Source organism: Enterobacter sp. ENT02 (assembly GCF_019219165.1).
In the GTDB taxonomy this organism is placed as follows: domain Bacteria; phylum Pseudomonadota; class Gammaproteobacteria; order Enterobacterales; family Enterobacteriaceae; genus Enterobacter; species Enterobacter mori.
Genome location: NZ_JAHUWD010000002.1, coordinates 131,447 through 156,004, shown reverse-complemented (window position 1 = coordinate 156,004; position 24,558 = coordinate 131,447). Strand labels below are relative to the sequence as shown.

Below are 24,558 nucleotides of genomic sequence, written 5' to 3'. Positions count from 1 at the left end.
TCCAGTGCGATATCTTATCTGAATACAAGTCGTTGGGATTATAAGGTCAAATCCCAACAGCGGATAGCGTCAAACCCGGCAGGCGGCAAAAGTCAGATTAAACTGGATCCTTGCAGCCGGGCGGCAGAATGGTCAACATGATACCCTAACCTGACATACGTAAAAAAAGAACTTTGCCATGAAATTGAATACCCGAGCGCAATCTGCACAATCGCCGAACAATAATTCTCCCATCGTACTGGTTCACGGGCTGTTTGGTAGCCTCGATAACCTGGGCGTGCTGGCGCGCGATCTGGTTTCCGACCACGATATTTTACAGGTTGATATGCGCAATCACGGTCTTTCCGGGCGTTCCGACGAGATGACCTACGCGGCGATGGCGGAGGATCTGCTGGATACGCTGGATGCACATAACCTGCAGAAGGTAACGCTGATCGGGCATTCCATGGGTGGCAAAGCGGTGATGGCCCTGACGGCGCTTGCGCCAGAGCGTATCAACGGGCTGGTTGTCATTGACGTCGCGCCTGTGGATTACAACGTCCGCCGTCACGATGAGATTTTCGCCGCTATTAATGCGGTCACAGAAGCGGGCGTCGCAACACGCCAACAGGCCGCCGCCGTAATGCGTGAGCATCTGGATGAAGAAGGCGTCGTGCAGTTCCTGCTGAAGTCGTTTGTCGACGGGCAATGGCGTTTTAACGTGCCGGTGCTCTGGGAGCAATACAACAACATCGTGGGCTGGGAAAACGTCCCCGCGTGGCCACACCCTACCCTCTTTATTCGCGGCGGAAACTCGCCTTACGTTACCGATGCCTGCCGCGACACGCTGCTGGCCCAATTCCCGCAGGCTCGCGCCCATGTGATCGCCGGTGCCGGGCACTGGGTTCACGCCGAAAAACCGGACGCCGTCCTGCGCGCCATTCGTCGCTATCTCTCTGATACTGCAAATTGATTAAAAAGAGAGCGACTGGAAGGTTGTGGGCTTCCAGTCGTTGGCGTGCCGTTTTCGGTGATGTATGATGGCGCGCTTATCGCCCGGGCATTAGCAGGGCGGCGTATTTCCCCCGAAGTCTCAGAATCATGGCCAAAGAACAAACGGACCGTACGACACTAGATCTGTTCGCGAATGAGCGTCGACCGGGACGACCGAAAACGAATCCGCTCTCGCGCGATGAACAGCTGCGTATCAATAAACGCAACCAGCTTAAACGCGATAAAAATCGTGGGCTTAAGCGTGTCGAACTGAAGCTGAACGCCGATGCTGTCGATGCACTAAATGAGCTGGCCGAGGCGCGTAACATCAGCCGCAGCGAACTGATTGAAGAGATGTTAATCACCCAACTTGAGACATTGCGCAGCAAGGCATAAGTCTGAAAATCCCCTTTATGACCCTTTTCATGTAGCACAGAGTGCAGTCCTGCGCGATAGCTGTTTCCGCAGGGTTGCCTGTTCTGCTATTATTGCCCTTATCCGTGGACAAATTGCGCCACCATACCATTAAGTTTCAAGAGGTTATTTTACTCATGGCAATCATCGGCATTTTCTTTGGCAGTGATACCGGCAATACCGAAAATATCGCAAAAAACATTCAAAAACAGCTCGGTAAAGACGTTGCCGATGTGCACGACATCGCCAAGAGCAGCAAAGAAGATCTCGAAGGCTATGACATCCTGCTGCTGGGCATTCCAACCTGGTACTACGGCGAAGCGCAGTGTGACTGGGATGATTTCTTCCCAACCCTGGAAGAAGTTGACTTCAACGGTAAGCTGGTCGCGCTGTTCGGTTGTGGCGATCAGGAAGATTACGCAGAATACTTCTGTGACGCACTGGGCACCATCCGCGACATTATTGAACCGCGCGGTGCTGCTATCGTGGGCCACTGGCCAACGGCGGGTTACCACTTTGAAGCCTCTAAAGGCCTGGCAGACGACGACCACTTTGTCGGCCTTGCCATTGACGAAGACCGTCAGCCAGAACTGACCGCTGAACGCGTTGAGAAATGGGTTAAGCAGGTTCGCGAAGAACTGAACCTCGACGACATTCTTAACGCCTGATTTCCCGGTGGCGCAACTCCGGTTGCGCCCGCTTACCAGGTAAAACCGATTAAATTAATTGCTACAAACTTTTAACTTTTTCGTTCAGACCTGTACAATACCCCCCTGGTAAAAAGTGGATGCCATCGAACAAGTTTGTTGGTGATACCACGTTTTTATAAGCATACTTTGCTTGAGACTTGCAGTTTTCATTTAGCCATGGCAGTTCTATAATGAGACGCATTATCCCAAGTGCATTTTCTGTCACTTCTTCTTTAGAAGTGAATCGTTTAGCAACAGGACAGATTCCGCATGACTGACAACAATACCGCATTAAAGAAGGCTGGCCTGAAAGTAACGCTTCCTCGGTTAAAAATCCTTGAAGTGCTTCAGGGGCCAGACAATCACCATGTCAGTGCGGAAGACCTCTACAAACGTCTTATCGACATGGGTGAAGAGATTGGGCTGGCAACCGTGTATCGTGTGCTGAACCAGTTCGATGACGCGGGCATTGTTACCCGTCATAACTTCGAAGGCGGCAAATCCGTTTTCGAGCTGACCCAGCAGCACCATCACGATCACCTGATCTGCCTCGATTGTGGCAAGGTTATTGAATTCAGCGATGATTCCATCGAATCACGCCAGCGTGAAATCGCCGCACGTCACGGTATTCGCCTGACCAACCACAGCCTGTACCTGTATGGTCACTGTGCTGAAGGCGACTGCCGTGAAGACGACCACGCGCACGACGCGAAATAATATCGTGTTTATACTCTGAGCCAGCCGTAAGGTTGGCTTTTTTTTGCCTGTTTTTGGGCAAAAAAAAGCCCGGTGACGCAGCGCCACCGGGCGTAAAGCAACTTATTTATTGTTACTGCGAATATCGCTCCAGATCTTATCGCAACGCTTCGCCACTTCCTGATCGTTACCGGTTTTACGCGCCTGAATGCAGGCCTGGTAATCCATCACGCGGACGTTTTCCTGCGTCGCAAACTGCTCATGCGCTTTCTCTTTCTTCAGCACGTTCAGCACGCTCTGACAGGCTTCGATTTTCTCCGGCGACCCTTCCGCTGTATTGATACAGGCGCTATAGGCCTCCTTCAGGCGGGAATCTTCTTTTGGTGCCTCAGTCTGAGCACACGCCACCAGCCCTGATGCCAGCAACGCGACGATTACGATTTTTTTCATCATGTGCAGTCTCCATACTGGCGGGACATTGCCCGCCGGTGTGTTCATCAGAAGATAGTGAATGGCGCAATGACCATGAATTTCACGTCACGTTCATCCTGGAAGATGTTGCCGTAACCGCCCGCGTAGCTCGGGATATCGGAGTGGTTGTCATACTGCGTGAAGTGCAGTTTGAACATCGTGCCTTTTGCACGGCCATCCTGCAGGGTGTAGATCGCATCCAGGCTGTAAGAAGACTCTTTCAGACGATAGTTTGGATCGTAGTACGCGTCCGGTGTCGCCATATCAGCAGGTTTTGCGTCCCAGGCGTAAGCGTAAGATGCACCCACCGCCCAGCCAGGCAGGTTCCAGTTTTTCAGGTCATACATTGCGCCGAAGAACACCGCTTTTTCGCCGTCGGCGTTGAAGTCAGAGCGGTTATCCCACCAGATATCGAGACGACCGTTAGAGGACGCGTAGGTTGGCGTCATACGCTGCAGGAAATAGCCCTGCTGCCCTTCAGCCTTCACCCATGTTCCTTCCAGACGTAAATCGACCTGGCCCACTTTGTAGCCGAAGGTCAGTGCCTGCAGCCATGCAGTGCCGTCATAGATATCGTTAACGGTGCCATTGCTGGCTTTATCGCGCGTGCCGTAGAACTGGTAGCTGGTGCTCAGCGGGCTGCCCACAACATCAAATTTGTAGCTAGCTTTAGCAAAATACTGATCGATATAACCTTCCGCCTGACCAAATGCAGCTTCCAGGACCAGGTCGTTTTTGAAGTCGTATTTTGCGCCCAGCGAGTGAAGGTAATCGACTTTGGTTTTCTTATCGTTCTGGTAGAACTTGTCCATCTCAATGTGCCACGGTGCTTTGTACTCGTTGGTCCACATATAGGAGAAGCTCAGCGCGCCCGCATCGCCGTAGTCAAAGTTAGCCCCGGCTTCCGCGCCCTGGTAGGTACCCGGCATAAAGCTCCAGTGCGGCGCTAACAGCGTTTGACCGGTTGGCTGAATATAGCCCCCACGTGCCCACACCGGGCCGTATTTGAATTTCGCTGCTGCCTTGTACAGACTGACACCGCTTTTATCGCCAGACCAGTCTTCTTTATACGCTTTGTTACTGGAGGAGAAGGCGATTTCGTTCGGGTGTGCGCTGTCGCCGTTTTCAGCCATTTCAATGGCGGTGAAGGCAGCAATATCCAGACCGAACATATCCGCGGCATAGCCTGACTGGAAGTCCAGGTTGGCGTTCCAGGTCGAGTGCGAAAGGTTGGTTTTGTATTTGTCTTCAGTGACGTCTTTACGGTCACGCTCACGCTGCCAGTAATAAATACCGCCCGTGAGGGTAGAATCATCGATGAAACCTTCTGCCTTAGCTTCTGGGGTGATCGCCAGGCTCGACATTGCTGTCACACCGGCGATAGCCAGCGCCAGCGCACTACGTTTGCCACTGAACGTACGCATAGATTATTCCTCTTTGACGAATTAAAACGCCTTAACGGCGAAAATATAAAAGACCAAAAGGTCAGGGGTAGTTAGAAATACCCTCGAATTAACTACCGCCTTTAGGTTATTTTTCGCGACGCGAATTATCAATGCTTTTCCGTGGGCAAAAGTCAGGATTATGACGAAGTGCACATAATTCGTAGTGCTTTGTAACATTTAGAGGAGAGCGAGGATTGGCGGGGAAATATAAGAAATTTCAGCGGGTAGCGTAGGTACTTGGTGTTTATTTTTCATCCTTTTTGTATTTCGTAAAAATACAAACTTTTTTTAGAAAAATAAGTAGCACCTCATTGACCTGATATTTTAGCGGCTTATCTTTAAGCCCTGGCTTAATACCATGATCATTAAATAAAAAAAACGCCGCAATAAGCGGCGTTTGTTTCTCCTTGACCAGAGCAGCAATATTATTCGCCGATCTTAGCCCAGGTGTCACGCAGCCCGACGGTACGGTTAAATACCGGTTTTTCTGCGGTGCTGTAACGGCTGTCCAGGCAGAAGTAACCTTCACGCTCGAACTGGAACGCTTTACCCGCTTCAGCCGCTTTCAGGGACGGCTCAGCGTAACCCTGCCTGATAACGAGTGATTCCGGGTTTATGGTCGCCAGGAAATCGTCAGCCGCGCCTGGGTTAGGCACGCTGAACAGACGGTCATACAGACGGATCTCAACCGGCAGCGCATGGGAAGCGCTCACCCAGTGAATAACGCCCTTCACCTTACGGCCATCAGCAGGGTCTTTACTCAGCGTTTCTGCATCGTAAGAACAGAAAATGGTGGTGATGTTACCTTCTGCATCTTTCTCAACGCGCTCAGCTTTAATCACGTATGCATTACGCAGACGGACTTCTTTGCCCAGCACCAGACGCTTGTACTGCTTGTTCGCTTCTTCGCGGAAGTCAGCACGATCGATCCAGATCTCGCCGCTGAACGGCACGTCGCGGGTACCCATCTCCGGCTTGCTCGGATGGTTAGGCATAGACACCAGCTCGCTCTCGCCCTGCGGGTAGTTTTCGATAACCAGTTTAACCGGGTCGATCACCGCCATCGCGCGCGGGGCGTTTTCGTTCAGGTCTTCACGGATGCAGGATTCCAGAGAAGCGATTTCAATGGTGTTGTCCTGTTTCGTGACGCCGATACGTTTGCAGAACTCGCGAATTGACGCAGAGGTGTAGCCACGACGGCGCAGACCGGAGATGGTCGGCATACGCGGGTCATCCCAGCCTTCAACGTGCTTGTCAGTGACCAGCAGGTTCAGCTTACGTTTGGACATCACGGTGTATTCCAGGTTCAGACGAGAGAACTCGTACTGACGTGGATGCACAGGAATGGTGATGTTATCCAGCACCCAGTCGTACAGACGGCGGTTGTCCTGGAACTCCAGCGTACACAGAGAGTGCGTAATGCCTTCCAGCGCATCGCTGATGCAGTGGGTGAAGTCGTACATCGGGTAGATGCACCACTTGTTACCGGTCTGGTGGTGTTCCGCAAACTTAATGCGGTACAACACCGGATCGCGCATCACGATGAACGGAGAGGCCATGTCGATTTTGGCACGCAGACACGCTTTGCCTTCTTCGAAGCCACCGGCACGCATTTTTTCAAACAGCGCCAGGTTCTCTTCTACACTGCGATCGCGGTATGGGCTGTTTTTGCCCGGTGCGGTCAGCGAGCCGCGATATTCACGGATTTCGTCAGCAGAGAGTTCATCCACATACGCCAGACCTTTGTTGATAAGCTCTACAGCGTAGGCGTACAGCTGATCGAAATAGTCAGAGGAGTAGCAGATATCGCCAGACCAGCTGAAGCCCAGCCATTGCACGTCGTTCTTGATGGACTCAACGTATTCGATGTCTTCTTTTACTGGGTTGGTGTCATCGAAACGCAGGTTGCACTGGCCCTGATAGTCTTGCGCAATACCAAAGTTCAGGCAGATAGATTTTGCATGCCCAATATGCAGGTAGCCGTTCGGCTCCGGCGGGAAGCGGGTATGAATTGTGGTGTGCTTACCACTGGCCAGATCTTCATCGATGATCTGACGAATAAAGTTACTCGGGCGGGCTTCTGCCTCACTCATCGTGGATTCCTCAAAGCGTAAACAACGTATAACGGCATATGGTCTTATAAGCCGGACGTAGTGACAACCCTTAGTTACGGAAAATACGTATCAGATGAAAATAATGGGGGCGTTTGCTGCAAAAAAAAGCGGCGGAGGATATCCCCCGCCGCTTAAGGCATGACTCTACTCAGGAGCGATTACTTGCCTTTAATCTCATACAGTGGCGTTTGGCCCGCAACCACCTGACCTTTCGCCTGGATAACCAGACCGCTGAAGTCGTCGATGTTGCTGCACACGACCGGGCTGATCATCGAGCGCGCGTTAGCGTTCAGGAAGTCCAGATCCATTTCCAGAATCGGCTGGCCTGCCACTACTTCTGCCCCCTCTTCCACCAGGCGAGTAAAGCCCTGACCGTTCAGCGCAACGGTATCGATACCCATGTGGACAACGATCTCCGCGCCTTTTTCCGTTTCGAGGCAGAACGCGTGGTTGGTGTTGAAGATTTTAACGATGGTACCGGCAGCAGGAGACACAACGGTTTTGTCCGTTGGCTTCACGGCCACGCCGTCACCGACCGCTTTGCTGGCGAACGCTTCGTCAGGTACCTGCTCAATGGCAACCACGTCACCCGTAACCGGAGACACCAGCGCGGCGATGGTCACCGCATTTGGCACAGCCTGTGGTTTAGCAGCAGCGGGTGCAGCAGGCGCTGCAGTGGCTTCAGCTGCGGCTACCGGACCCGTCGTTTTCATCGCGTTAGCAATTTTCTCTGCCACGAAGCCGACGATAATCTGCACGCTGGTTTTGTTCAGGCGGATAACGCCGGACGCACCCAGACGTTTTGCCAGCGCTTCGTTCACCAGAGAAGAGTCTTTAACGTTCAGACGCAGACGAGTGATACAGGCATCAATACCGGTCAGGTTGTCAGAACCGCCGACAGCGGCAATGTACTGACGCGCCAGACCAGAAACATCCTGCTCCTGACCGCCGCTCACGTTCACATCCTGACCATCCGCTTCGCTACCGGCAACAGCCAGCTCGCGACCCGGGGTCATCAGGTTGAATTTGGTGATGGTGAAGCGGAATACCACGTAGTAGATAACGAAGAACACCAGACCTTGTGGGATCAGCATCCACCAGTGGGTCGCCAGCGGGTTACGGGACGACAGCACCATATCCACCAGACCGGCGCTGAAGCCGAAACCGGCAATCCACTGCATGCTTGCAGCGATGAACACGGAGATACCGGTCAGCACGGCGTGGATCACATACAGAACCGGCGCAACGAACATGAAGGAGAATTCCAGCGGCTCGGTGATACCGGTGAAGAAGGCCGCGAACGCACCTGCCATCATGATACCCAACACTTTCGCTTTGTTCTCTGGACGCGCGCAGTGGTAGATAGCCAGCGCTGCACCCGGCAGGCCGAACATCATGATTGGGAAGAAGCCTGCCTGGTAACGACCGGTGATACCCACAACCGCTTTACCTGCTTCGATGGACTGTGCGCCACCCAGGAAGTTAGGAATATCGTTAATACCGGCAACGTCGAACCAGAATACGGAGTTCAGCGCGTGGTGCAGACCAACAGGGATCAACAGACGGTTGAAGAACGCGTACACGCCCGCACCGACGGAACCCAGCTTCTGGATGTGTTCACCGAAGTTCACCAGACCGTCGAAGATCACCGGCCAGATGTACATCAGGATGAACGCAACGAAGATCATCACGAAGGAGGTGAGGATTGGCACCAGACGACGGCCGCTGAAGAATGACAGCGCTTTCGGCAGCTCAACGCTGCTGAAGCGGTTGTACAGTTCCGCAGAGATAATACCGACGAGGATACCCACGAACTGGTTGCTGATCTTACCGAACGCGGCAGGAACCTGGTCCGCCGGGATCTTCTGGATCATGGAAACCGCAGCCGGAGAACAGAGCGTGGTCAGCACCAGGAAGCCCACGAAACCGGTCAATGCCGCAGCACCGTCTTTATCTTTGGACATACCGTAAGCCACACCAATGGCGAACAGCACGGACATGTTGTCGATGATGGCAGAACCAGACTTAATGAAGAACGCCGCTAGCGCGTTGTCTCCACCCCAGCCAACCGGGTCAATCCAGTAACCGACACCCATTAATATCGCTGCCGCTGGCAGCGTGGCAACCGGCACCATAAGCGCGCGGCCAACCTTTTGTAAATAACCTAGAATACTCACTTTCTTCCCCCTATGAGACCCCGTTTCAGGCACGTTCTCTGCTGTGTTTTTATTGTGTCATTCACTAATAGATACAGTTGATGATTCACTGGCATTGTGAGTGTGTGAAAAATTAATTCGTATCGCAAATTAAACACCCGTTTTTTGTGATTTTTGTCACCAAATATCGTAATCACCCCTCCCTTTCACTGGCTAACAGCGAAAACTTATTTTATCATTCAAAAAATCAAGACGGATTGATCCGGCCTGAAAGGTTCCAGGTTACGCTTACGTATCAGGTTGCACTAATCATCCGCCCACTTTTTTAATTAAACTTTAGAGGTGAACAATGAGACTGATCCCCCTGGCAACAGCTGAACAAGTCGGTAAATGGGCTGCGCGTCATATCGTTAACCGCATTAATGCGTTCAAACCTACCGCCGATCGTCCTTTCGTTCTTGGCCTTCCAACCGGTGGTACCCCGCTGACCGCATATAAAGCTCTGGTTGAAATGCACAAAGCGGGCCAGGTTAGCTTTAAGCATGTTGTAACCTTCAACATGGACGAATATGTTGGCCTGCCAAAGGAACATCCGGAAAGCTACCATAGCTTCATGCACCGTAATTTCTTTGATCACGTTGATATCCCAGCTGAAAATATTAACCTGCTGAATGGAAACGCGCCTGATATTGACGCAGAATGCCGTCAGTACGAAGAAAAAATCCGTTCTTACGGTAAAATCCACCTGTTCATGGGTGGCGTGGGCAACGATGGTCATATCGCGTTCAACGAACCAGCATCTTCTCTGGCTTCCCGTACCCGTATCAAGACGCTGACCCATGACACCCGCGTGGCAAACTCCCGTTTCTTTGACGGCGACGTGAACCAGGTTCCAAAATACGCCCTGACCGTTGGCGTAGGCACCCTGCTGGATGCCGAAGAAGTGATGATCCTGGTACTGGGCGGCGTGAAAGCGCAGGCACTTCAGGCTGCCGTTGAAGGCAACGTTAACCACATGTGGACCATCAGCTGCCTGCAGCTGCATCCTAAAGCCGTCGTCGTGTGTGACGAACCGTCCACGATGGAGCTGAAAGTGAAAACGCTGAAATACTTCAACGAGTTAGAAGCAGAGAACATCAAAGGTCTGTAATTGAATAACCGCCTCTGTATGCAGGGGCGGTCGCTTTTTTTTAAACCGGGGGTCGTTATGTACGCTTTAACCCACGGTCGGATTTATACCGGCCATGAAATTCTGGATGACCACGCGATTGTTATCGCGAATGGCCTGATTGAACGTGTTTGTCCGCTGGCAGAACTGCCGCCGGAGATTGAACAGCGCTCACTCAATGGAGCAGTAATCTCCCCCGGTTTCATCGACGTACAGCTTAACGGCTGCGGCGGTGTGCAGTTCAATGACTCCGCGGATGCCGTGACGGTCGAAACGCTGGAGATCATGCAGAAAGCCAACGAGAAATCGGGCTGCACCAGCTATTTGCCAACGCTCATCACCAGCAGTGATGACCTCATGAAGCAGGGTATCCGCGTGATGCGTGAATACCTGGCCAAACACCCTAATCAGGCGCTGGGTCTGCACCTTGAAGGGCCGTGGCTGAACATGGTGAAGAAAGGTACGCATAACCCTGACTACGTCCGCAAACCGGACGCTGAGCTGGTCGACTACATGTGTGCTAACGCCGATGTCATTACCAAAGTGACGCTGGCACCTGAAATGACCGGTACTGACGTTATCAGCAAACTGGCTGCCGCCGGGATCGTAGTGTCAGCGGGTCACTCAAACGCCACGCAGAAAGAAGCGAAAGCCGGTTTCCGCGCAGGTATTACTTTTGCGACGCATTTGTACAACGCAATGCCGTATATTACCGGTCGCGAGCCGGGGCTGGTTGGCGCGATTCTGGATGAGCCAGACGTTTACTGCGGCATTATCGCAGACGGCTTGCACGTCGATTTCACCAACATTCGCAACGCAAAACGCCTGAAAGGCGACAAGCTGTGTCTGGTGACAGATGCCACAGCGCCAGCAGGGGCAAATATTGAGCAGTTCATTTTTGCTGGTAAAACAATATACTACCGCAATGGACTTTGTGTGGACGAAAACGGCACGCTGAGCGGTTCTGCCCTTACCATGATTGAAGGGGTACGTAACCTGGTTGAGCATTGCGGCATTGCGCTTGATGAAGTGCTGCGTATGGCGACGCTTTATCCGGCTCGCGCAATGGGCGTGGATAAACAGCTTGGCGGAATTGCACCGGGTATGGTTGCAAACCTGACGGCGTTCACACACGATTATAAAATTATTAAGACCATCGTTAATGGTAACGAGGTCGTCACTGAGTAAGTAAAAGTATGACACCAGGCGGACAAGCTCAAATCGGTAATGTCGATCTCGTTAAACAACTTAACAGCGCGGCGGTTTATCGCCTGATTGACTCACACGGGCCAATCTCTCGAATTCAGATAGCCGAACAAAGCCAGCTTGCTCCCGCCAGCGTAACCAAAATTACGCGTCAGCTTATTGAGCGCGGTCTGATCAAAGAAGTCGATCAGCAGGCCTCCACCGGGGGCCGCCGCGCCATCTCCATCATTACCGAAACCCGCAATTTTCAGGCGATTGGCGTCCGACTGGGTCGTCATGACACCACGCTCACGCTCTACGATCTGAGCAGCAAAGCCATTGCGGAAGAGCACTATCCCCTTCCGGAGCGCACCCAGGAGACGCTGGAGCATGCGCTGCTGAACACCATCGCGCACTTTATTGAGAGCTGTCAGCGTAAGATCCGCGAACTTATCGCTATCTCAGTGATCCTGCCCGGCCTTGTCGACCCGGAAAGCGGCGTGATTCGTTACATGCCGCATATCCAGGTCGAGAACTGGGGGCTGGTCGACGCGCTGGAAAAGCGCTTTAAAGTCACCTGTTTTGTGGGTCATGATATTCGCTCGCTGGCGCTGGCTGAGCACTACTTTGGTGCGAGCCAGGACTGCGAAGACTCTATTCTGGTGCGCGTACACCGGGGGACGGGTGCGGGCATTATCTCGAATGGCCGTATTTTTATCGGTCGCAACGGCAACGTCGGCGAGATTGGTCACATTCAGGTTGAACCGCTCGGCGAGCGCTGCCACTGCGGCAATTTCGGCTGCCTTGAAACGGTTGCCGCCAACGCCGCCATCGAGCACCGCGTTCGCCATCTGCTGGAACAGGGCTATCAAAGCCGTGTTACGCTGAACGACTGTAAGATTGGCGCCATCTGCAAAGCCGCTAATAAAGGCGATGCGCTGGCCTGCGAAGTGATCGAGCAGGTTGGACGCCATCTTGGCAAAACCATCGCCATTGCTATCAACCTGTTTAACCCGCAAAAAGTCGTGATTGCCGGGGAAATCGTCGAAGCCGAAAAAGTCTTACTGCCCGCCATTGAAGGTTGCATCAATACCCAGGCGCTGAAAGCGTTTCGTCAGAATTTACCGGTAGTGCGATCTACATTGGATCACCGCTCCGCAATTGGTGCGTTTGCCCTGGTAAAACGCGCCATGCTCAACGGGATCCTGCTCCAGCATTTGCTGGAAAGTTGATCGGGACTTATAGTAACGCCTTCTTTTTTTGATGCCGGATTGTCCATGACCATTAAGAATGTAATTTGTGATATCGACGGCGTGCTGATGCACGACAACGTTGCCGTGCCGGGTGCTGCGGAGTTTCTTCACCGCATCATCGACAAAGGAATGCCTCTGGTTCTTCTCACGAACTACCCTTCCCAAACCGGTCAGGATCTGGCAAACCGCTTTGCCACGGCGGGCGTCAACGTACCGGACAGCGTGTTTTATACCTCCGCGATGGCAACCGCTGATTTTCTGAAGCGTCAGGAAGGAAAAAAGGCCTATGTCGTCGGTGAAGGCGCGCTGATCCACGAGCTGTATAAAGCAGGCTTTACCATTACCGATGTGAACCCGGACTTTGTGATTGTCGGCGAAACGCGCTCCTTTAACTGGGAGATGATGCATAAAGCTGCGTATTTTGTCGCCAGCGGCGCGCGCTTTATCGCCACCAATCCGGATACGCACGGCCGTGGTTTTTATCCGGCCTGCGGCGCGCTGTGCGCCGGTATTGAGAAAATCTCCGGTCGTCAGCCGTTTGTGGTCGGTAAACCGAGCCCGTGGATCATTCGTGCCGCGCTGAACAAGATGCAGGCACACTCCGAAGAAACCGTGATTGTCGGCGATAACCTGCGCACCGATATTCTGGCCGGTTTCCAGGCGGGTCTTGAGACCATCCTGGTGCTTTCTGGCGTCTCTCAACTTGATGACATTGACGCGATGCCATTCCGGCCAAGCTGGATTTACCCCTCCGTCGATGAAATCGACATTATCTGACACCCAACCACGCCTCAGGGCGTGGTTTTTCATTTCTGGCTCGCAAAACCGAAGCACCATCTAATAAAAAACGCCTTCTATTAAATAATCCTCAATAAAAGCGCGTCAGACGTACGCTTTTTTCAACATTCTGCAATCACCATTGCGCTATTTGCGTTTTCCCCGGTAAAACGCTTGCGCGCCTTTACCCTTTGCGGCATTTTCATAAGCAAGCAACATTACAAAGCAACAGGGTTAACGGAGAAGGTTATGTGTTCAATTTTTGGCGTACTGGATATTAAAACTGACGCAGGCGAACTGCGTAAAAAAGCACTCGAACTGTCCCGCCTGATGCGCCATCGCGGCCCGGACTGGTCAGGCGTCTACGCCAGCGATAAAGCGATTCTGGCTCACGAACGTCTGTCCATTGTTGACGTCAACGCCGGTGCACAGCCGCTGTATAACGAGAAAAAAACGCACGCGCTGGCGGTAAACGGTGAAATCTACAACCATCAGGCGCTGCGCGCCGAATACGGCGATCGCTACGCGTTCCAGACCGGTTCCGACTGTGAAGTGATCCTGGCGCTGTATCAGGAAAAAGGCCCGGAGTTCCTGGACGACCTGCAGGGCATGTTTGCCTTCGCGCTGTACGACAGTGAAAAAGACGCCTGGTTGATTGGCCGCGACCACATCGGTATTATCCCGCTGTACATGGGCCACGATGAGCACGGCAACTTCTACGTTGCGTCTGAAATGAAGGCCCTGGTCCCGGTGTGCCGCACCATTAAAGAGTTCCCGGCAGGCAGCTACCTGTGGAGCAAAGACGGTGAGATCCGCCAGTACTACCAGCGCGACTGGTTCGACTACGACGCGGTAAAAGACAACGTGACTGACAAAACCGAGCTGCGTCAGGCGCTGGAAGATTCCGTAAAAAGCCACCTGATGTCAGACGTGCCTTACGGCGTACTGCTCTCCGGCGGCCTGGACTCTTCCGTGATCTCCGCGATCACCAAAAAATTCGCGGCCCGCCGCGTGGAAGATCAGGAGCGCTCTGAGGCCTGGTGGCCGCAGCTGCACTCCTTCGCTGTAGGCCTGGAAGGGGCTCCTGACCTGAAAGCCGCGCAGGAAGTCGCGAACCACCTCGGCACCGTGCACCATGAAATTCACTTCACCGTGCAGGAAGGTCTGGATGCGATCCGCGATGTGATCTATCACATTGAAACCTATGACGTGACCACCATCCGCGCCTCAACGCCGATGTACCTGATGTCGCGTAAGATCAAAGCGATGGGCATCAAAATGGTGCTCTCCGGTGAAGGTTCTGACGAAGTATTTGGCGGCTACCTGTACTTCCACAAAGCGCCGAACGCCAAAGAGCTGCACGAAGAGACGGTGCGTAAGCTGCAGGCGCTGCATATGTTTGACTGCGCGCGCGCCAACAAAGCGATGTCCGCCTGGGGCGTGGAAGCGCGCGTGCCGTTCCTGGATAAGAAATTCCTCGACGTGGCGATGCGCATCAACCCGCAGGACAAAATGTGCGGCAACGGCAAAATGGAAAAACATATCCTGCGTGAATGTTTTGAATCCTACCTGCCGGCGAGCGTTGCATGGCGTCAGAAAGAGCAGTTCTCTGATGGCGTCGGTTACAGCTGGATCGACACCCTGAAAGAGGTGGCGGCGAAACAGGTTTCTGACCAACAGCTGGAAACCGCAAGCTTCCGCTTCCCGTACAACACGCCGGGCTCGAAAGAGGCGTATCTGTACCGTGAAATTTTCGAAGAGTTGTTCCCGGTACCGAGCGCTGCCGAATGTGTACCGGGTGGTCCTTCCGTTGCCTGCTCGTCTGCCAAAGCGATTGAATGGGATGAATCGTTCAAATCCATGAACGATCCGTCAGGACGTGCGGTCGGCGTTCACCAGTCTGCCTACAAATAATCAATATGAAGACGTCAGGCCCTCCGGGGCCTGATTTTTTTCCCCACTTTTCACCTGCTAAAACCGATTAATAACCAATAATTGCCGAATATTCGGCCACGCTGTTCGCAACCTAACCAAACAGTCACATTCCGGCTATTTTCGTTGAAAAAGGTGTTGACGCTGCAAGGGTCTATACGCATAATGCGCCCCGCAACGCCGATAAGGTAACGCGAAAAAAGATGGCTACGTAGCTCAGTTGGTTAGAGCACATCACTCATAATGATGGGGTCACAGGTTCGAATCCCGTCGTAGCCACCATCTTTTTTGCGGGAGTGGCGAAATTGGTAGACGCACCAGATTTAGGTTCTGGCGCCGCAAGGTGTGCGAGTTCAAGTCTCGCCTCCCGCACCATTCCCAGGATAGCGTTGCACGGATGGGGTATCGCCAAGCGGTAAGGCACCGGTTTTTGATACCGGCATTCCCTGGTTCGAATCCAGGTACCCCAGCCATTTTTCTTCGATTTTGCGGTTCTCCGCGGTATTGGGGTATCGCCAAGCGGTAAGGCACCGGTTTTTGATACCGGCATTCCCTGGTTCGAATCCAGGTACCCCAGCCATCGAAGATTGCAGTACTGGCTACGTAGCTCAGTTGGTTAGAGCACATCACTCATAATGATGGGGTCACAGGTTCGAATCCCGTCGTAGCCACCAAATTAGTAATCTGTCGAGTTATTCGATAGACTAGAAAAAATTGTTGGGGTATCGCCAAGCGGTAAGGCTCTGGTTTCTGATACCAGCATTCCGAGGTTCGAATCCTCGTACCCCAGCCAATTTAAAAAAGTCGTTAAGCAGTCTGTTTAACGCAATTGGGGTGTCGCCAAGCGGTAAGGCTCTGGTTTCTGATACCAGCATTCCGGGGTTCGAATCCCTGCACCCCAGCCACTTAAGTAACAAAAAAGCCCGCTCTGCGGGCTTTTTTGTTTTTGTACAGAATTGTGCGGCCTGATGCCCTCACCCTGACCCTCTCCCACGGGGAGAGGGAAAAAGGATTAGAGTCCGAGAGCGTATTTCAGCGCCTGGCGCTTCAAACCACCGGCTCGCTCTGCCGCCATCAACCCAATGTTACGCAAAATGCGCACCGGCCCCAGGTCGTTACTGAACCCGGCGTAGAACAGATCCATCCCCGACTGCATGATGAAGTTATCCGCCATACGTCGCGTCTGGTAGCGTTTCAGAATCTGATGGCTGGCCCAGGCTTCAGCATGAGTGCGCGCATTACCTAACACGTCCAGTAACGCGTCGACATCACGATATCCCAGATTCACCCCCTGCCCGGCCAGCGGGTGAATGGTGTGCGCCGCATCGCCCACCAGCGCCAGCCCTTCACGGGCATACTGTAAAGCGTGACGGCGCGTGAGCGGGAATGCGCCAGCCGCAACCGGCGTGACGTGACCTAAGCGGCTCGGGAAGTGCAGCAGAATCTCACGCTGCAGCTGTTCCATACTCAGCCCCTGCAGCTGGCGAATGCGCGCCGGTTTGTCGTACCACACCAGCGAGGCCCAGTTATCAAACAGCGGTAAAAAGGCGTGCGGGCCGTTCGGGGTAAAGTGCTGCCAGGTGCTCTCACCGGGCGCATTTTCACACTGAACGGTGATCAGCATGCAGGATTGCTGATACTGCCAGGCATGAACGCCAATGCCCGCCATCTGTCTGACCTGCGAATTGGCACCATCCGCCCCCACCACCAGCTTCACGGCCAGCTCATCGCCGTTATCCAGCGTCAGCACATATCCCCCCGGTTGATGATGCAACGCCTTGAGGGAGTCAGGAACACGCAGCGTGACGTTCGGGTGCGCCTCCAGCGCCTGCCAGAGCGCGAGCTGGAGCACGTTGTTCTCTACCATATAGCCCAGACGCGGCAGCTTCAGCTCGGCGGCATCAAACGCGACGTGGGCATTTTCCCACTCCCAGGTTTCGAGACGGCTGTAAGGATGCGCGCGCATCGCCAGCACCGCCTCCCAGACGCCCAGCCCGCGCAGCAGATCGACAGACGCCGCGCTGATCGCGGAAATGCGCACATCCGGTTTGCTGGCGGGATCGAAGGCTGGCGGAGCAGACTGTTCAATTACCGTTACTTCAAATCCCTGTTGCGCCAGCCCCAGCGCCAGCGCGCCGCCGACCATACCGCCGCCGACAACGGCAACTTCGGTGTGTAGGAGTGTCATGGTCAATTTTCCTTATTGGAGAATCCCTTAAGTTTACCGGATTTTTGTGGTCTTGAGGCCCATAACCTTCATACTGGTCACAACCCCACCAAAGCATTACAATACGCGGCTTGCAATCCTGAGCTGAGCAAGTCGATGACTAAAAAACTCCATATAAAAACCTGGGGCTGTCAGATGAACGAATACGATTCATCTAAGATGGCCGATCTGCTGGATTCAACCCACGGATACCAGCTGACAGAAAACGTGAAAGAAGCGGACGTGCTGCTGCTGAACACCTGTTCGATTCGTGAAAAAGCGCAGGAGAAAGTCTTTCACGTATTAGGCCGCTGGAAGCTTCTCAAGCGTAAAAATCCGGACCTGATCATCGGCGTGGGCGGCTGCGTCGCATCGCAGGAAGGTAAGCTGATCCGCCAGAGAGCGCCGTATGTGGATATTGTCTTTGGCCCACAGACCCTGCACCGCCTGCCAGAGATGATCAATAAGGTGCGCGGCAATCGCAGCCCGGTCGTTGACGTCAGCTTCCCGGAGATCGAAAAATTTGACCGTCTGCCAGAGCCGCGCGCTGATGGCCCGACTGCTTTCGTCTCCATCATGGAAGGCTGCAACAAATATTGTACTTACTGCGTGGTGCCTTACACCCGCGGTGAAGAGGTCAGCCGCCCGGCGGATGACATTCTGTTTGAAATCGCGCAGCTTGCCGCACAGGGCGTTCGCGAAGTGAACCTGCTGGGCCAGAACGTTAACGCCTGGCGCGGTGAGAACTACGACGGCACCACCGGCAGCTTTGCTGAACTGCTGCGCCTGGTGGCTGCGATTGACGGCATTGACCGCATTCGCTTTACCACCAGCCACCCGATGGAATTTACCGACGACATTATTGAGGTGTATCGCGATACGCCAGAGCTGGTGAGCTTCCTGCACCTGCCGATTCAGTGTGGCTCTGACCGCGTGCTGAACCTGATGGGCCGTCCACATACGGTGCTGGAGTATAAATCCACCATTCGTAAGCTGCTTGCCGCGCGTCCGGATATCCAAATCAGCTCCGACTTTATCGTTGGCTTCCCTGGCGAAACCACCGATGACTTCGAGCGCACCATGAAGCTCATTGGTGAAGTGAATTTTGACGTCAGCTACAGCTTCATCTTCTCTGCGCGTCCTGGAACACCTGCGGCCGATATGGTTGACGATGTGCCGGAAGAAGAGAAAAAGCAGCGTCTGTATATTCTGCAGGAGCGTATTAACCAGCAGGCCAACGCGTGGAGCCGCCGTATGCTCGGCACCGTTCAGCGCATTCTGGTGGAAGGCACCTCGCGCAAGAGCATTATGGAACTGTCCGGTCGTACCGAAAACAACCGCGTGGTGAACTTTGAAGGCACCCCGGACATGATAGGTAAATTCGTGGACGTCGAGATTGTCGACGTGATGACCAACTCGCTGCGCGCGAAGCTGGTACGCACCGAAGACGAAATGGGCCTGCGAATTGCTGAATCTCCGGAATCCGTTATCTCTCGCACTCGCAAAGTCAACGATTCAGGCGTGGGCATTTACCAGCCGTAATCCTTCTGGCCTGCCTTTCCGGCAGGCCTTGTATTTCCTCTCGTCGTCCCAATATGCATAGCAATGCTTGCGCCTTTAATCTAAGGCGTGAATACTTTCGGTAATGACAGTTTTATGTCGCCAGGCCTACAAAACACTCAAAGAGGAACGGTTTGAATATAGACACGCGTGAAATTAGCCTTGAGCCCGCAGACAACGCTCGCCTGCTGAGCCTGTGCGGGCCGTTTGATGACAACATCAAACAACTGGAACGACGTCTGGGTATCGAAATCAATCGTCGCGATAACCATTTCAAACTCACCGGACGCCCTATCTGCGTCAACGCGGCTGCGGATATTCTGCGCAGCCTGTATGTCGATACCGCCCCAATGCGTGGCGAGATTCAGGACATCGAACCGGAACAAATTCACCTCGCCATTAAAGAGGCTCGCGTGCTTGAGCAAAGCGCAGAAAGCGTGCCGGACTACGGCAAGGCGATCAACATCAAGACTAAACGCGGCGTCATCAAGCCACGTACGCCGAACCAGGCGCAGTATATCGCCAATATCCTCGACCACGACATCACCTTCGGCGTGGGCCCGGCAGGTACGGGTAAAACCTATCTCGCCGTTGCCGCTGCGGTGGATGCGCTGGAGCGTCAGGATATCCGTCGTATTCTGCTGACCCGCCCTGCCGTTGAAGCGGGTGAAAAACTGGGCTTTCTGCCGGGCGATTTAAGTCAGAAAGTGGACCCTTACCTGCGTCCGCTTTATGACGCGCTGTTCGAGATGTTAGGCTTTGAGAAAGTTGAAAAGCTGATTGAGCGTAACGTGATTGAAGTTGCGCCGCTGGCCTACATGCGTGGCCGTACGCTTAACGACGCGTTCATCATTCTCGATGAGAGCCAGAACACCACCATCGAACAGATGAAGATGTTCCTGACGCGTATTGGCTTTAACTCGAAAGCGGTTATCACCGGTGATGTCACCCAGATCGACCTGCCGCGCAGCACCAAATCTGGCCTGCGCCACGCCATTGAGGTCCTGGCCGAGGTCGATGAAATCAGCTTCAACTTCTTCCACAGTGAAGACGTCGTTCGCCACCCGGTGGTCGCACGTATCGTTAACGCCTATGAAGCCTGGGAAGAGGCAGATCAAAAACGCAGGGCCGAACAGGCCGCGGAACGTAAGCGCGAAGCGCAGGAGCAAGAACAGAAATGAGTCAGGTGATCCTCGATTTACAGCTGGCCTGTGAAGACAATTCCGGCATGCCAGATGAGGCACAGTTTCAGAAATGGCTGGATGCGGTTATCCCCCAGTTTCAGGAAGAATCAGAAGTCACGATTCGCCTGGTGGATGAAGCAGAAAGCCATGAGCTTAACCTGACCTACCGCGGGAAAGATAAGCCGACCAACGTGCTCTCTTTCCCGTTCGAAGCGCCACCGGGCATCGAGATGCCGCTGCTTGGCGATCTGATCATCTGCCGTCAGGTGGTTGAACAGGAAGCCAAAGAGCAGCAAAAGCCGCTCGACGCCCACTGGGCGCATATGGTGGTACACGGCAGCCTGCACCTGCTGGGCTACGATCACATTGAAGATGACGAAGCGGAAGAGATGGAGTCCCTCGAGACAGAGATAATGCTTGCTCTGGGCTATGAGGATCCGTACATTGCCGAGAAAGAATAGTCGGTCTAACGCCTGACTAACATGCCGCCGCGCAAGGACATAGCGCGGCGGTAAACATTGAACTCACAAGAGAACCCTTAACAAACGCCATGAGCGACGACAATTCACACAGTAGCGACACGACAAACAGTAAAAAGGGATTTTTCTCCCTCATTCTGAACCAGCTTTTCCACGGCGAACCGAAAAACCGTGATGAACTGCTGGAGCTGATTCGTGATTCCGGGCAGAACGACCTTATCGACGAAGATACGCGCGAAATGCTCGAAGGGGTCATGGACATCGCCGACCAGCGCGTCCGCGACATCATGATCCCCCGCTCGCAGATGATCACCCTGAAACGTAACCAGACGCTGGACGAGTGCCTCGATGTGATCATCGAATCCGCCCACTCGCGTTTCCCGGTCATCAGCGAAGACAAAGATCACATCGAAGGGATTTTGATGGCCAAAGATCTGCTGCCGTTTATGCGCAGCGATGCCGAAGCCTTCAGCATGGAAAAAGTGTTACGCCAGGCCGTGGTTGTGCCGGAAAGTAAACGTGTGGATCGGATGCTGAAAGAGTTTCGCTCTCAGCGTTACCACATGGCGATTGTTATTGATGAATTCGGCGGCGTCTCAGGTCTGGTCACGATCGAAGATATTCTTGAGCTGATCGTAGGCGAAATCGAAGACGAGTATGACGAAGAAGAAGATATCGACTTCCGTCAGCTTAGCCGCCACACATGGACCGTGCGCGCGCTGGCCTCGATTGAAGACTTCAACGACGCCTTCGGCACTCACTTCAGCGATGAAGAGGTCGATACCATTGGCGGACTGGTGATGCAGGCCTTTGGTCATCTTCCGGCGCGCGGAGAGACCGTTGACATCGACGGTTACCAATTCAAAGTCGCCATGGCCGACAGCCGACGTATTATTCAGGTTCACGTCAGAACGCCGGACGACTCACCGCTGCCAAAACTGGAAGATTAATGTAAATGGCATTTGCCCCATTACTTGAACGCCAGCGCGTCCGTTTGCTGCTGGCGCTGTTGCTCGGAGCCAGCGGTACGCTGGCTTTTTCTCCTTACGACATCTGGCCCGCGGCCCTTCTCTCCCTGATGGGGCTTCAGGGTTTAACCCTGAATCGGCGTCCGGTACAGGCTGCCGCCATCGGTTACTTCTGGGGGCTGGGGCTATTTGGCTCAGGCATCAACTGGGTCTACGTCAGCATCGCGCAGTTTGGCGGCATGCCGGGGCCGGTTAACGTCTTCCTCGTTGTGCTGCTCGCCGCCTATCTCTCGCTCTATACCGGACTGTTTGCAGGGATCCTCTCGCGTCTGTGGCCTAAAACCACCTGGCTGCGCGTCGCGATTGCCGCGCCGGTTGTCTGGCAAATTACCGAGTTCCTGCGCGGATGGGTGCTTACCGGCTTCCCGTGGCTGCAGTTCGGCTACAGCCAGATTGACGGCCCGCTGAAAGGGCTGGCACCGGTGATGGGCGTTGAAGCCATTAACTTCCTGTTGATGGTGGTCAGCGGCCTGCTGGTGCTGGCGCTGGTCACGCGCTGCTGGAAACCGCTGGCTGTGGCGCTGGTGCTGTTCGCTCTGCCCTTCCCGCTGCGCTATATCCAGTGGTTCACGCCTGAACCCGAGCGCGCCATGCAGGTCTCCATGGTGCAGGGGAATATCCCACAGTCCATGAAGTGGGACGAAAAAGAGCTGCTGAATACGCTGAAGATCTACGCCAACGCCACCGAAGAGGTGATGGGTAAGTCCCAGCTGATTATCTGGCCGGAGTCCGCCATTCCCGATCTGGAAATTAACCAGCAGCCGTTCCTCAACATGATGAACGATCTGCTTGTGGCGCGCGGCAGCACGCTGATTACCGGCATCGTTGATGCACGCCTGAATCAGCAAAACCGCTACGACACCTACAACACCATCATTACGCTCGGCAAAGACAGCGAATACAGCTACAACTCCACCGACCGGTACAATAAGAATCACCTGGTACCGTTTGGTGAATTTGTCCCGCTGGAGTCGATTCTGCGCCCGCTGGCCCCGTTCTTTGACCTGCCGATGTCCTCTTTCAGCCGCGGTCCGTACGTTCAGCCTCAGCTGCACGCGCACGGTCTCGCCCTGACGGCGGCCATCTGCTACGAAATTATTCTCGGGGAACAGGTGCGCGATAATTTCCGCCCGGATACTGACTATCTGCTGACCATCTCCAACGATGCGTGGTTTGGTAAGTCAATCGGCCCGTGGCAGCACTTCCAGATGGCACGCATGCGCTCCCTGGAGCTGGCGCGTCCGCTGCTGCGCAGCACCAACAACGGCATCACCGCTGTGATTGGTCCGCAGGGTGAAATTCAGGCGATGATCCCGCAGTTCACCCGCGAGGTGCTGACCACTACAGTCACGCCTACCACGGGGCTGACGCCGTACGCACGTACCGGCAACTGGCCGCTCTGGATTTTGACCACGCTGTTCGGCTTTGCCGCGGTGCTGATGAGTCTGCGTCAGCGTCGTAAATAATTTTACCTTCTGTTGCCGGGTGGCGCTGACGCTTACCCGGCCTACAATTTTTTTTGCTCCCGTAGGTCGGGTAAGGCGTAGCCGCCACCCGACAATACCCTCCAAACTCCCATTCTGGCACGCCTATTGCTTTGTTTATTCGCGCAAACGCAGTTTGGCTTAACGTGCAACCTTGTCGCACCAGCGTAGATCATCGGCAGCACCGAAACGGTGCAACGAAAGATTATTGCCTCTGAATGGTGCGGCGCGCTTCGCAAAAATAAACAATAACGCAGCAAAATCTTTACATTAAGCCAGACTAAATGTTAACAAGCTTGCATAACACTGCACTCGCATAGCGCGAGATATAACAACATCACAATGGGTATCAATGCGTCACTGGCGCTGATAAGAAAGGAGTTGGGTATGCAATTACGTAAACTGGCCACAGCAATGCTGGTTATGGGAATGTCTGCTGGCGTCGTTCACGCTGAAGATGCGCCGGCAGCAGGCAGCACTCTCGACAAGATTGCCAAAAACGGCGTCATCGTGGTCGGCCACCGTGAATCTTCTGTCCCGTTCTCTTACTACGACAACACGCAAAAAGTCGTAGGCTATTCACAGGATTACTCCAACGCCATCGTTGAAGCTGTGAAGAAAAAGCTGAACAAACCTGACCTGCAGGTGAAGCTGATCCCAATCACTTCACAGAACCGTATTCCACTGCTGCAAAACGGCACCTTTGATTTCGAGTGTGGCTCCACCACCAACAACCTTGAGCGTCAGAAACAGGCCGCCTTCTCCGACACCATCTTTGTCGTGGGCACCCGTCTGCTGACCAAGAAAGGCGGCGCAATTAAAGATTTTGCTGACCTGAAAGGCAAAGCGGTCGTTGTGACCTCCGGTACGACTTCCGAAGTGCTGCTGCACAAGCTGAACGACGAGAAGAAAATGGATATGCGCATCATCAGCGCGAAAGACCATGGCGACTCCTTCCGTACCCTGGAAAGCGGTCGTGCCGTCGCGTTTATGATGGATGACGCCCTGCTGGCGGGCGAACGTGCGAAAGCGAAGAAACCAGACAACTGGGAAATCGTGGGCACCGCGCAGTCGAAAGAAGCCTACGGTTGTATGCTGCGTAAAGACGATGCTGACTTCAAAAAGCTGATTGATGACACCATCGCGCAGGCACAGACATCCGGCGACGCGGAAAAATGGTTCGACAAATGGTTCAAGAACCCGATTCCACCAAAGAACCTCAACATGAACTTTGAACTGTCTGACGACATGAAAGCACTGTTCAAATCACCAAACGATAAAGCGCTTAACTAATTAGAACGACAGGGGCGGGATCTCCTGCCCTCTCGATTGTCGGGAAGCATGG

General features: G+C 53.8%; 20 protein-coding genes and 7 tRNA genes. 22 read left to right on the top strand and 5 right to left on the bottom strand.

Annotated features, from left to right (window positions below; genetic code table 11):
- The first annotated feature begins 178 nt into the window (after window positions 1–178).
- The 4 genes from ybfF to fur all read left to right on the top strand — a co-directional run bounded on the left by ybfF (window position 179) and on the right by fur (window position 2,792).
- Window positions 179–952 (top strand): esterase, encoded by a 774-nt coding sequence (gene ybfF, locus KW829_RS06685; protein WP_089598900.1) that lies wholly within the window; start codon window positions 179–181, stop codon window positions 950–952.
- Window positions 953–1,080: 128 nt separating this feature from the next.
- Entirely contained in the window at window positions 1,081–1,368 is a 288-nt protein-coding gene (gene ybfE / locus KW829_RS06680) for a LexA regulated protein (protein WP_010428654.1), read from the top strand.
- A gap of 155 nt (window positions 1,369–1,523) precedes the next feature.
- The gene (fldA, locus tag KW829_RS06675; RefSeq protein WP_003858653.1) at window positions 1,524–2,054 is read left to right on the top strand and encodes a flavodoxin FldA; all 531 of its coding nucleotides are present in this window, start codon (window positions 1,524–1,526) and stop codon (window positions 2,052–2,054) included.
- Between the two features lie 291 nt (window positions 2,055–2,345).
- Entirely contained in the window at window positions 2,346–2,792 is a 447-nt protein-coding gene (fur, locus tag KW829_RS06670; RefSeq protein WP_010428651.1) for a ferric iron uptake transcriptional regulator, read from the top strand.
- A gap of 102 nt (window positions 2,793–2,894) precedes the next feature.
- Here the strand turns inward: fur and chiQ are convergent, their stop codons facing one another.
- The 4 genes from chiQ to nagE all read right to left on the bottom strand — a co-directional run bounded on the left by chiQ (window position 2,895) and on the right by nagE (window position 8,978).
- On the bottom strand, window positions 2,895–3,221 hold the full coding sequence (gene chiQ / locus KW829_RS06665) for a ChiQ/YbfN family lipoprotein (protein WP_010428646.1): 327 nt from the start codon (window positions 3,219–3,221) through the stop codon (window positions 2,895–2,897).
- Between the two features lie 47 nt (window positions 3,222–3,268).
- Window positions 3,269–4,666 carry a chitoporin gene (gene chiP, locus KW829_RS06660; RefSeq protein WP_010428644.1) on the bottom strand — a complete coding sequence of 466 codons (1,398 nt, stop codon included), beginning with the start codon at window positions 4,664–4,666 and terminating at the stop codon, window positions 3,269–3,271.
- 446 nt (window positions 4,667–5,112) lie between these two features.
- Complete coding sequence (glnS, locus tag KW829_RS06655) at window positions 5,113–6,780, bottom strand: glutamine--tRNA ligase (protein ID WP_010428641.1); 1,668 nt, start codon at window positions 6,778–6,780, stop codon at window positions 5,113–5,115.
- Between the two features lie 179 nt (window positions 6,781–6,959).
- Window positions 6,960–8,978: an N-acetylglucosamine-specific PTS transporter subunit IIBC gene (gene nagE, locus KW829_RS06650; RefSeq protein ID WP_100165289.1), complete on the bottom strand. Its 2,019-nt coding sequence runs from the start codon at window positions 8,976–8,978 to the stop codon at window positions 6,960–6,962.
- A gap of 328 nt (window positions 8,979–9,306) precedes the next feature.
- Here nagE and nagB point away from each other — a divergent pair, with 328 nt between their 5' ends.
- The 12 genes from nagB (at window position 9,307) to KW829_RS06590 (ending at window position 16,177) form a co-directional block, all read left to right on the top strand.
- The gene (gene nagB / locus KW829_RS06645) at window positions 9,307–10,107 is read left to right on the top strand and encodes a glucosamine-6-phosphate deaminase (RefSeq protein ID WP_010428635.1); all 801 of its coding nucleotides are present in this window, start codon (window positions 9,307–9,309) and stop codon (window positions 10,105–10,107) included.
- A 57-nt stretch (window positions 10,108–10,164) separates the two neighbouring features.
- On the top strand, window positions 10,165–11,313 hold the full coding sequence (nagA, locus tag KW829_RS06640) for an N-acetylglucosamine-6-phosphate deacetylase (protein ID WP_089598895.1): 1,149 nt from the start codon (window positions 10,165–10,167) through the stop codon (window positions 11,311–11,313).
- An 8-nt stretch (window positions 11,314–11,321) separates the two neighbouring features.
- On the top strand, window positions 11,322–12,542 hold the full coding sequence (locus tag KW829_RS06635) for an N-acetylglucosamine repressor (RefSeq protein ID WP_010428629.1): 1,221 nt from the start codon (window positions 11,322–11,324) through the stop codon (window positions 12,540–12,542).
- A 45-nt stretch (window positions 12,543–12,587) separates the two neighbouring features.
- Window positions 12,588–13,340: a ribonucleotide monophosphatase NagD gene (gene nagD / locus KW829_RS06630; RefSeq protein WP_010428628.1), complete on the top strand. Its 753-nt coding sequence runs from the start codon at window positions 12,588–12,590 to the stop codon at window positions 13,338–13,340.
- Window positions 13,341–13,589: 249 nt separating this feature from the next.
- Entirely contained in the window at window positions 13,590–15,254 is a 1,665-nt protein-coding gene (gene asnB, locus KW829_RS06625; RefSeq protein WP_218307878.1) for an asparagine synthase B, read from the top strand.
- A gap of 223 nt (window positions 15,255–15,477) precedes the next feature.
- A tRNA-Met gene (locus tag KW829_RS06620) sits at window positions 15,478–15,554 on the top strand.
- Window positions 15,555–15,562: 8 nt separating this feature from the next.
- A tRNA-Leu gene (locus KW829_RS06615) sits at window positions 15,563–15,647 on the top strand.
- Window positions 15,648–15,670: 23 nt separating this feature from the next.
- Window positions 15,671–15,745 (top strand) — tRNA-Gln (locus tag KW829_RS06610).
- 32 nt (window positions 15,746–15,777) lie between these two features.
- A tRNA-Gln gene (locus tag KW829_RS06605) sits at window positions 15,778–15,852 on the top strand.
- A 17-nt stretch (window positions 15,853–15,869) separates the two neighbouring features.
- Window positions 15,870–15,946, top strand: a tRNA-Met gene (locus KW829_RS06600).
- 44 nt (window positions 15,947–15,990) lie between these two features.
- Window positions 15,991–16,065 (top strand) — tRNA-Gln (locus KW829_RS06595).
- Window positions 16,066–16,102: 37 nt separating this feature from the next.
- A tRNA-Gln gene (locus KW829_RS06590) sits at window positions 16,103–16,177 on the top strand.
- 107 nt (window positions 16,178–16,284) lie between these two features.
- On the opposite strand, the gene ubiF is transcribed toward KW829_RS06590, so the two are convergent.
- Window positions 16,285–17,460, bottom strand: coding sequence for a 3-demethoxyubiquinol 3-hydroxylase (gene ubiF, locus KW829_RS06585; protein ID WP_218307877.1), 1,176 nt, complete (start codon window positions 17,458–17,460; stop codon window positions 16,285–16,287).
- 135 nt (window positions 17,461–17,595) lie between these two features.
- On the opposite strand from ubiF, the gene miaB reads away from it, so the two are divergent.
- The 6 genes from miaB to KW829_RS06555 all read left to right on the top strand — a co-directional run bounded on the left by miaB (window position 17,596) and on the right by KW829_RS06555 (window position 24,506).
- Window positions 17,596–19,020, top strand: coding sequence for a tRNA (N6-isopentenyl adenosine(37)-C2)-methylthiotransferase MiaB (gene miaB, locus KW829_RS06580; RefSeq protein ID WP_218307876.1), 1,425 nt, complete (start codon window positions 17,596–17,598; stop codon window positions 19,018–19,020).
- Between the two features lie 152 nt (window positions 19,021–19,172).
- Window positions 19,173–20,219 (top strand): PhoH family protein, encoded by a 1,047-nt coding sequence (locus KW829_RS06575; RefSeq protein WP_010428617.1) that lies wholly within the window; start codon window positions 19,173–19,175, stop codon window positions 20,217–20,219.
- A complete protein-coding gene (gene ybeY, locus KW829_RS06570; RefSeq protein WP_010428616.1) occupies window positions 20,216–20,683 on the top strand; it encodes an rRNA maturation RNase YbeY in 468 nt (155 codons plus the stop codon). Before KW829_RS06575 ends, ybeY begins: the two co-directional genes overlap by 4 nt.
- 89 nt (window positions 20,684–20,772) lie before the next feature.
- Complete coding sequence (gene corC, locus KW829_RS06565) at window positions 20,773–21,651, top strand: CNNM family magnesium/cobalt transport protein CorC (protein WP_218307875.1); 879 nt, start codon at window positions 20,773–20,775, stop codon at window positions 21,649–21,651.
- A gap of 5 nt (window positions 21,652–21,656) precedes the next feature.
- Window positions 21,657–23,195 carry an apolipoprotein N-acyltransferase gene (gene lnt, locus KW829_RS06560; RefSeq protein ID WP_218307874.1) on the top strand — a complete coding sequence of 513 codons (1,539 nt, stop codon included), beginning with the start codon at window positions 21,657–21,659 and terminating at the stop codon, window positions 23,193–23,195.
- A gap of 405 nt (window positions 23,196–23,600) precedes the next feature.
- Complete coding sequence (locus KW829_RS06555) at window positions 23,601–24,506, top strand: amino acid ABC transporter substrate-binding protein (RefSeq protein ID WP_010428610.1); 906 nt, start codon at window positions 23,601–23,603, stop codon at window positions 24,504–24,506.
- Window positions 24,507–24,558: the final 52 nt, after the last annotated feature.

What these genes read in the sequence shown, in the direction of transcription:
- ybfF (WP_089598900.1), top strand. Translation starts at nt 179, where the DNA reads ATGAAATTGAATACCCGAGCGCAATCTGCACAATCGCCGAACAATAAT.
- ybfE (WP_010428654.1), top strand. Translation starts at nt 1,081, where the DNA reads ATGGCCAAAGAACAAACGGACCGTACGACACTAGATCTGTTCGCGAAT.
- fldA (WP_003858653.1), top strand. Translation starts at nt 1,524, where the DNA reads ATGGCAATCATCGGCATTTTCTTTGGCAGTGATACCGGCAATACCGAA.
- fur (WP_010428651.1), top strand. Translation starts at nt 2,346, where the DNA reads ATGACTGACAACAATACCGCATTAAAGAAGGCTGGCCTGAAAGTAACG.
- chiQ (WP_010428646.1), bottom strand. Translation starts at nt 3,221, where the DNA reads ATGAAAAAAATCGTAATCGTCGCGTTGCTGGCATCAGGGCTGGTGGCG.
- chiP (WP_010428644.1), bottom strand. Translation starts at nt 4,666, where the DNA reads ATGCGTACGTTCAGTGGCAAACGTAGTGCGCTGGCGCTGGCTATCGCC.
- glnS (WP_010428641.1), bottom strand. Translation starts at nt 6,780, where the DNA reads ATGAGTGAGGCAGAAGCCCGCCCGAGTAACTTTATTCGTCAGATCATC.
- nagB (WP_010428635.1), top strand. Translation starts at nt 9,307, where the DNA reads ATGAGACTGATCCCCCTGGCAACAGCTGAACAAGTCGGTAAATGGGCT.
- nagA (WP_089598895.1), top strand. Translation starts at nt 10,165, where the DNA reads ATGTACGCTTTAACCCACGGTCGGATTTATACCGGCCATGAAATTCTG.
- KW829_RS06635 (WP_010428629.1), top strand. Translation starts at nt 11,322, where the DNA reads ATGACACCAGGCGGACAAGCTCAAATCGGTAATGTCGATCTCGTTAAA.
- nagD (WP_010428628.1), top strand. Translation starts at nt 12,588, where the DNA reads ATGACCATTAAGAATGTAATTTGTGATATCGACGGCGTGCTGATGCAC.
- asnB (WP_218307878.1), top strand. Translation starts at nt 13,590, where the DNA reads ATGTGTTCAATTTTTGGCGTACTGGATATTAAAACTGACGCAGGCGAA.
- ubiF (WP_218307877.1), bottom strand. Translation starts at nt 17,460, where the DNA reads ATGACACTCCTACACACCGAAGTTGCCGTTGTCGGCGGCGGTATGGTC.
- miaB (WP_218307876.1), top strand. Translation starts at nt 17,596, where the DNA reads ATGACTAAAAAACTCCATATAAAAACCTGGGGCTGTCAGATGAACGAA.
- ybeY (WP_010428616.1), top strand. Translation starts at nt 20,216, where the DNA reads ATGAGTCAGGTGATCCTCGATTTACAGCTGGCCTGTGAAGACAATTCC.
- corC (WP_218307875.1), top strand. Translation starts at nt 20,773, where the DNA reads ATGAGCGACGACAATTCACACAGTAGCGACACGACAAACAGTAAAAAG.
- lnt (WP_218307874.1), top strand. Translation starts at nt 21,657, where the DNA reads ATGGCATTTGCCCCATTACTTGAACGCCAGCGCGTCCGTTTGCTGCTG.
- KW829_RS06555 (WP_010428610.1), top strand. Translation starts at nt 23,601, where the DNA reads ATGCAATTACGTAAACTGGCCACAGCAATGCTGGTTATGGGAATGTCT.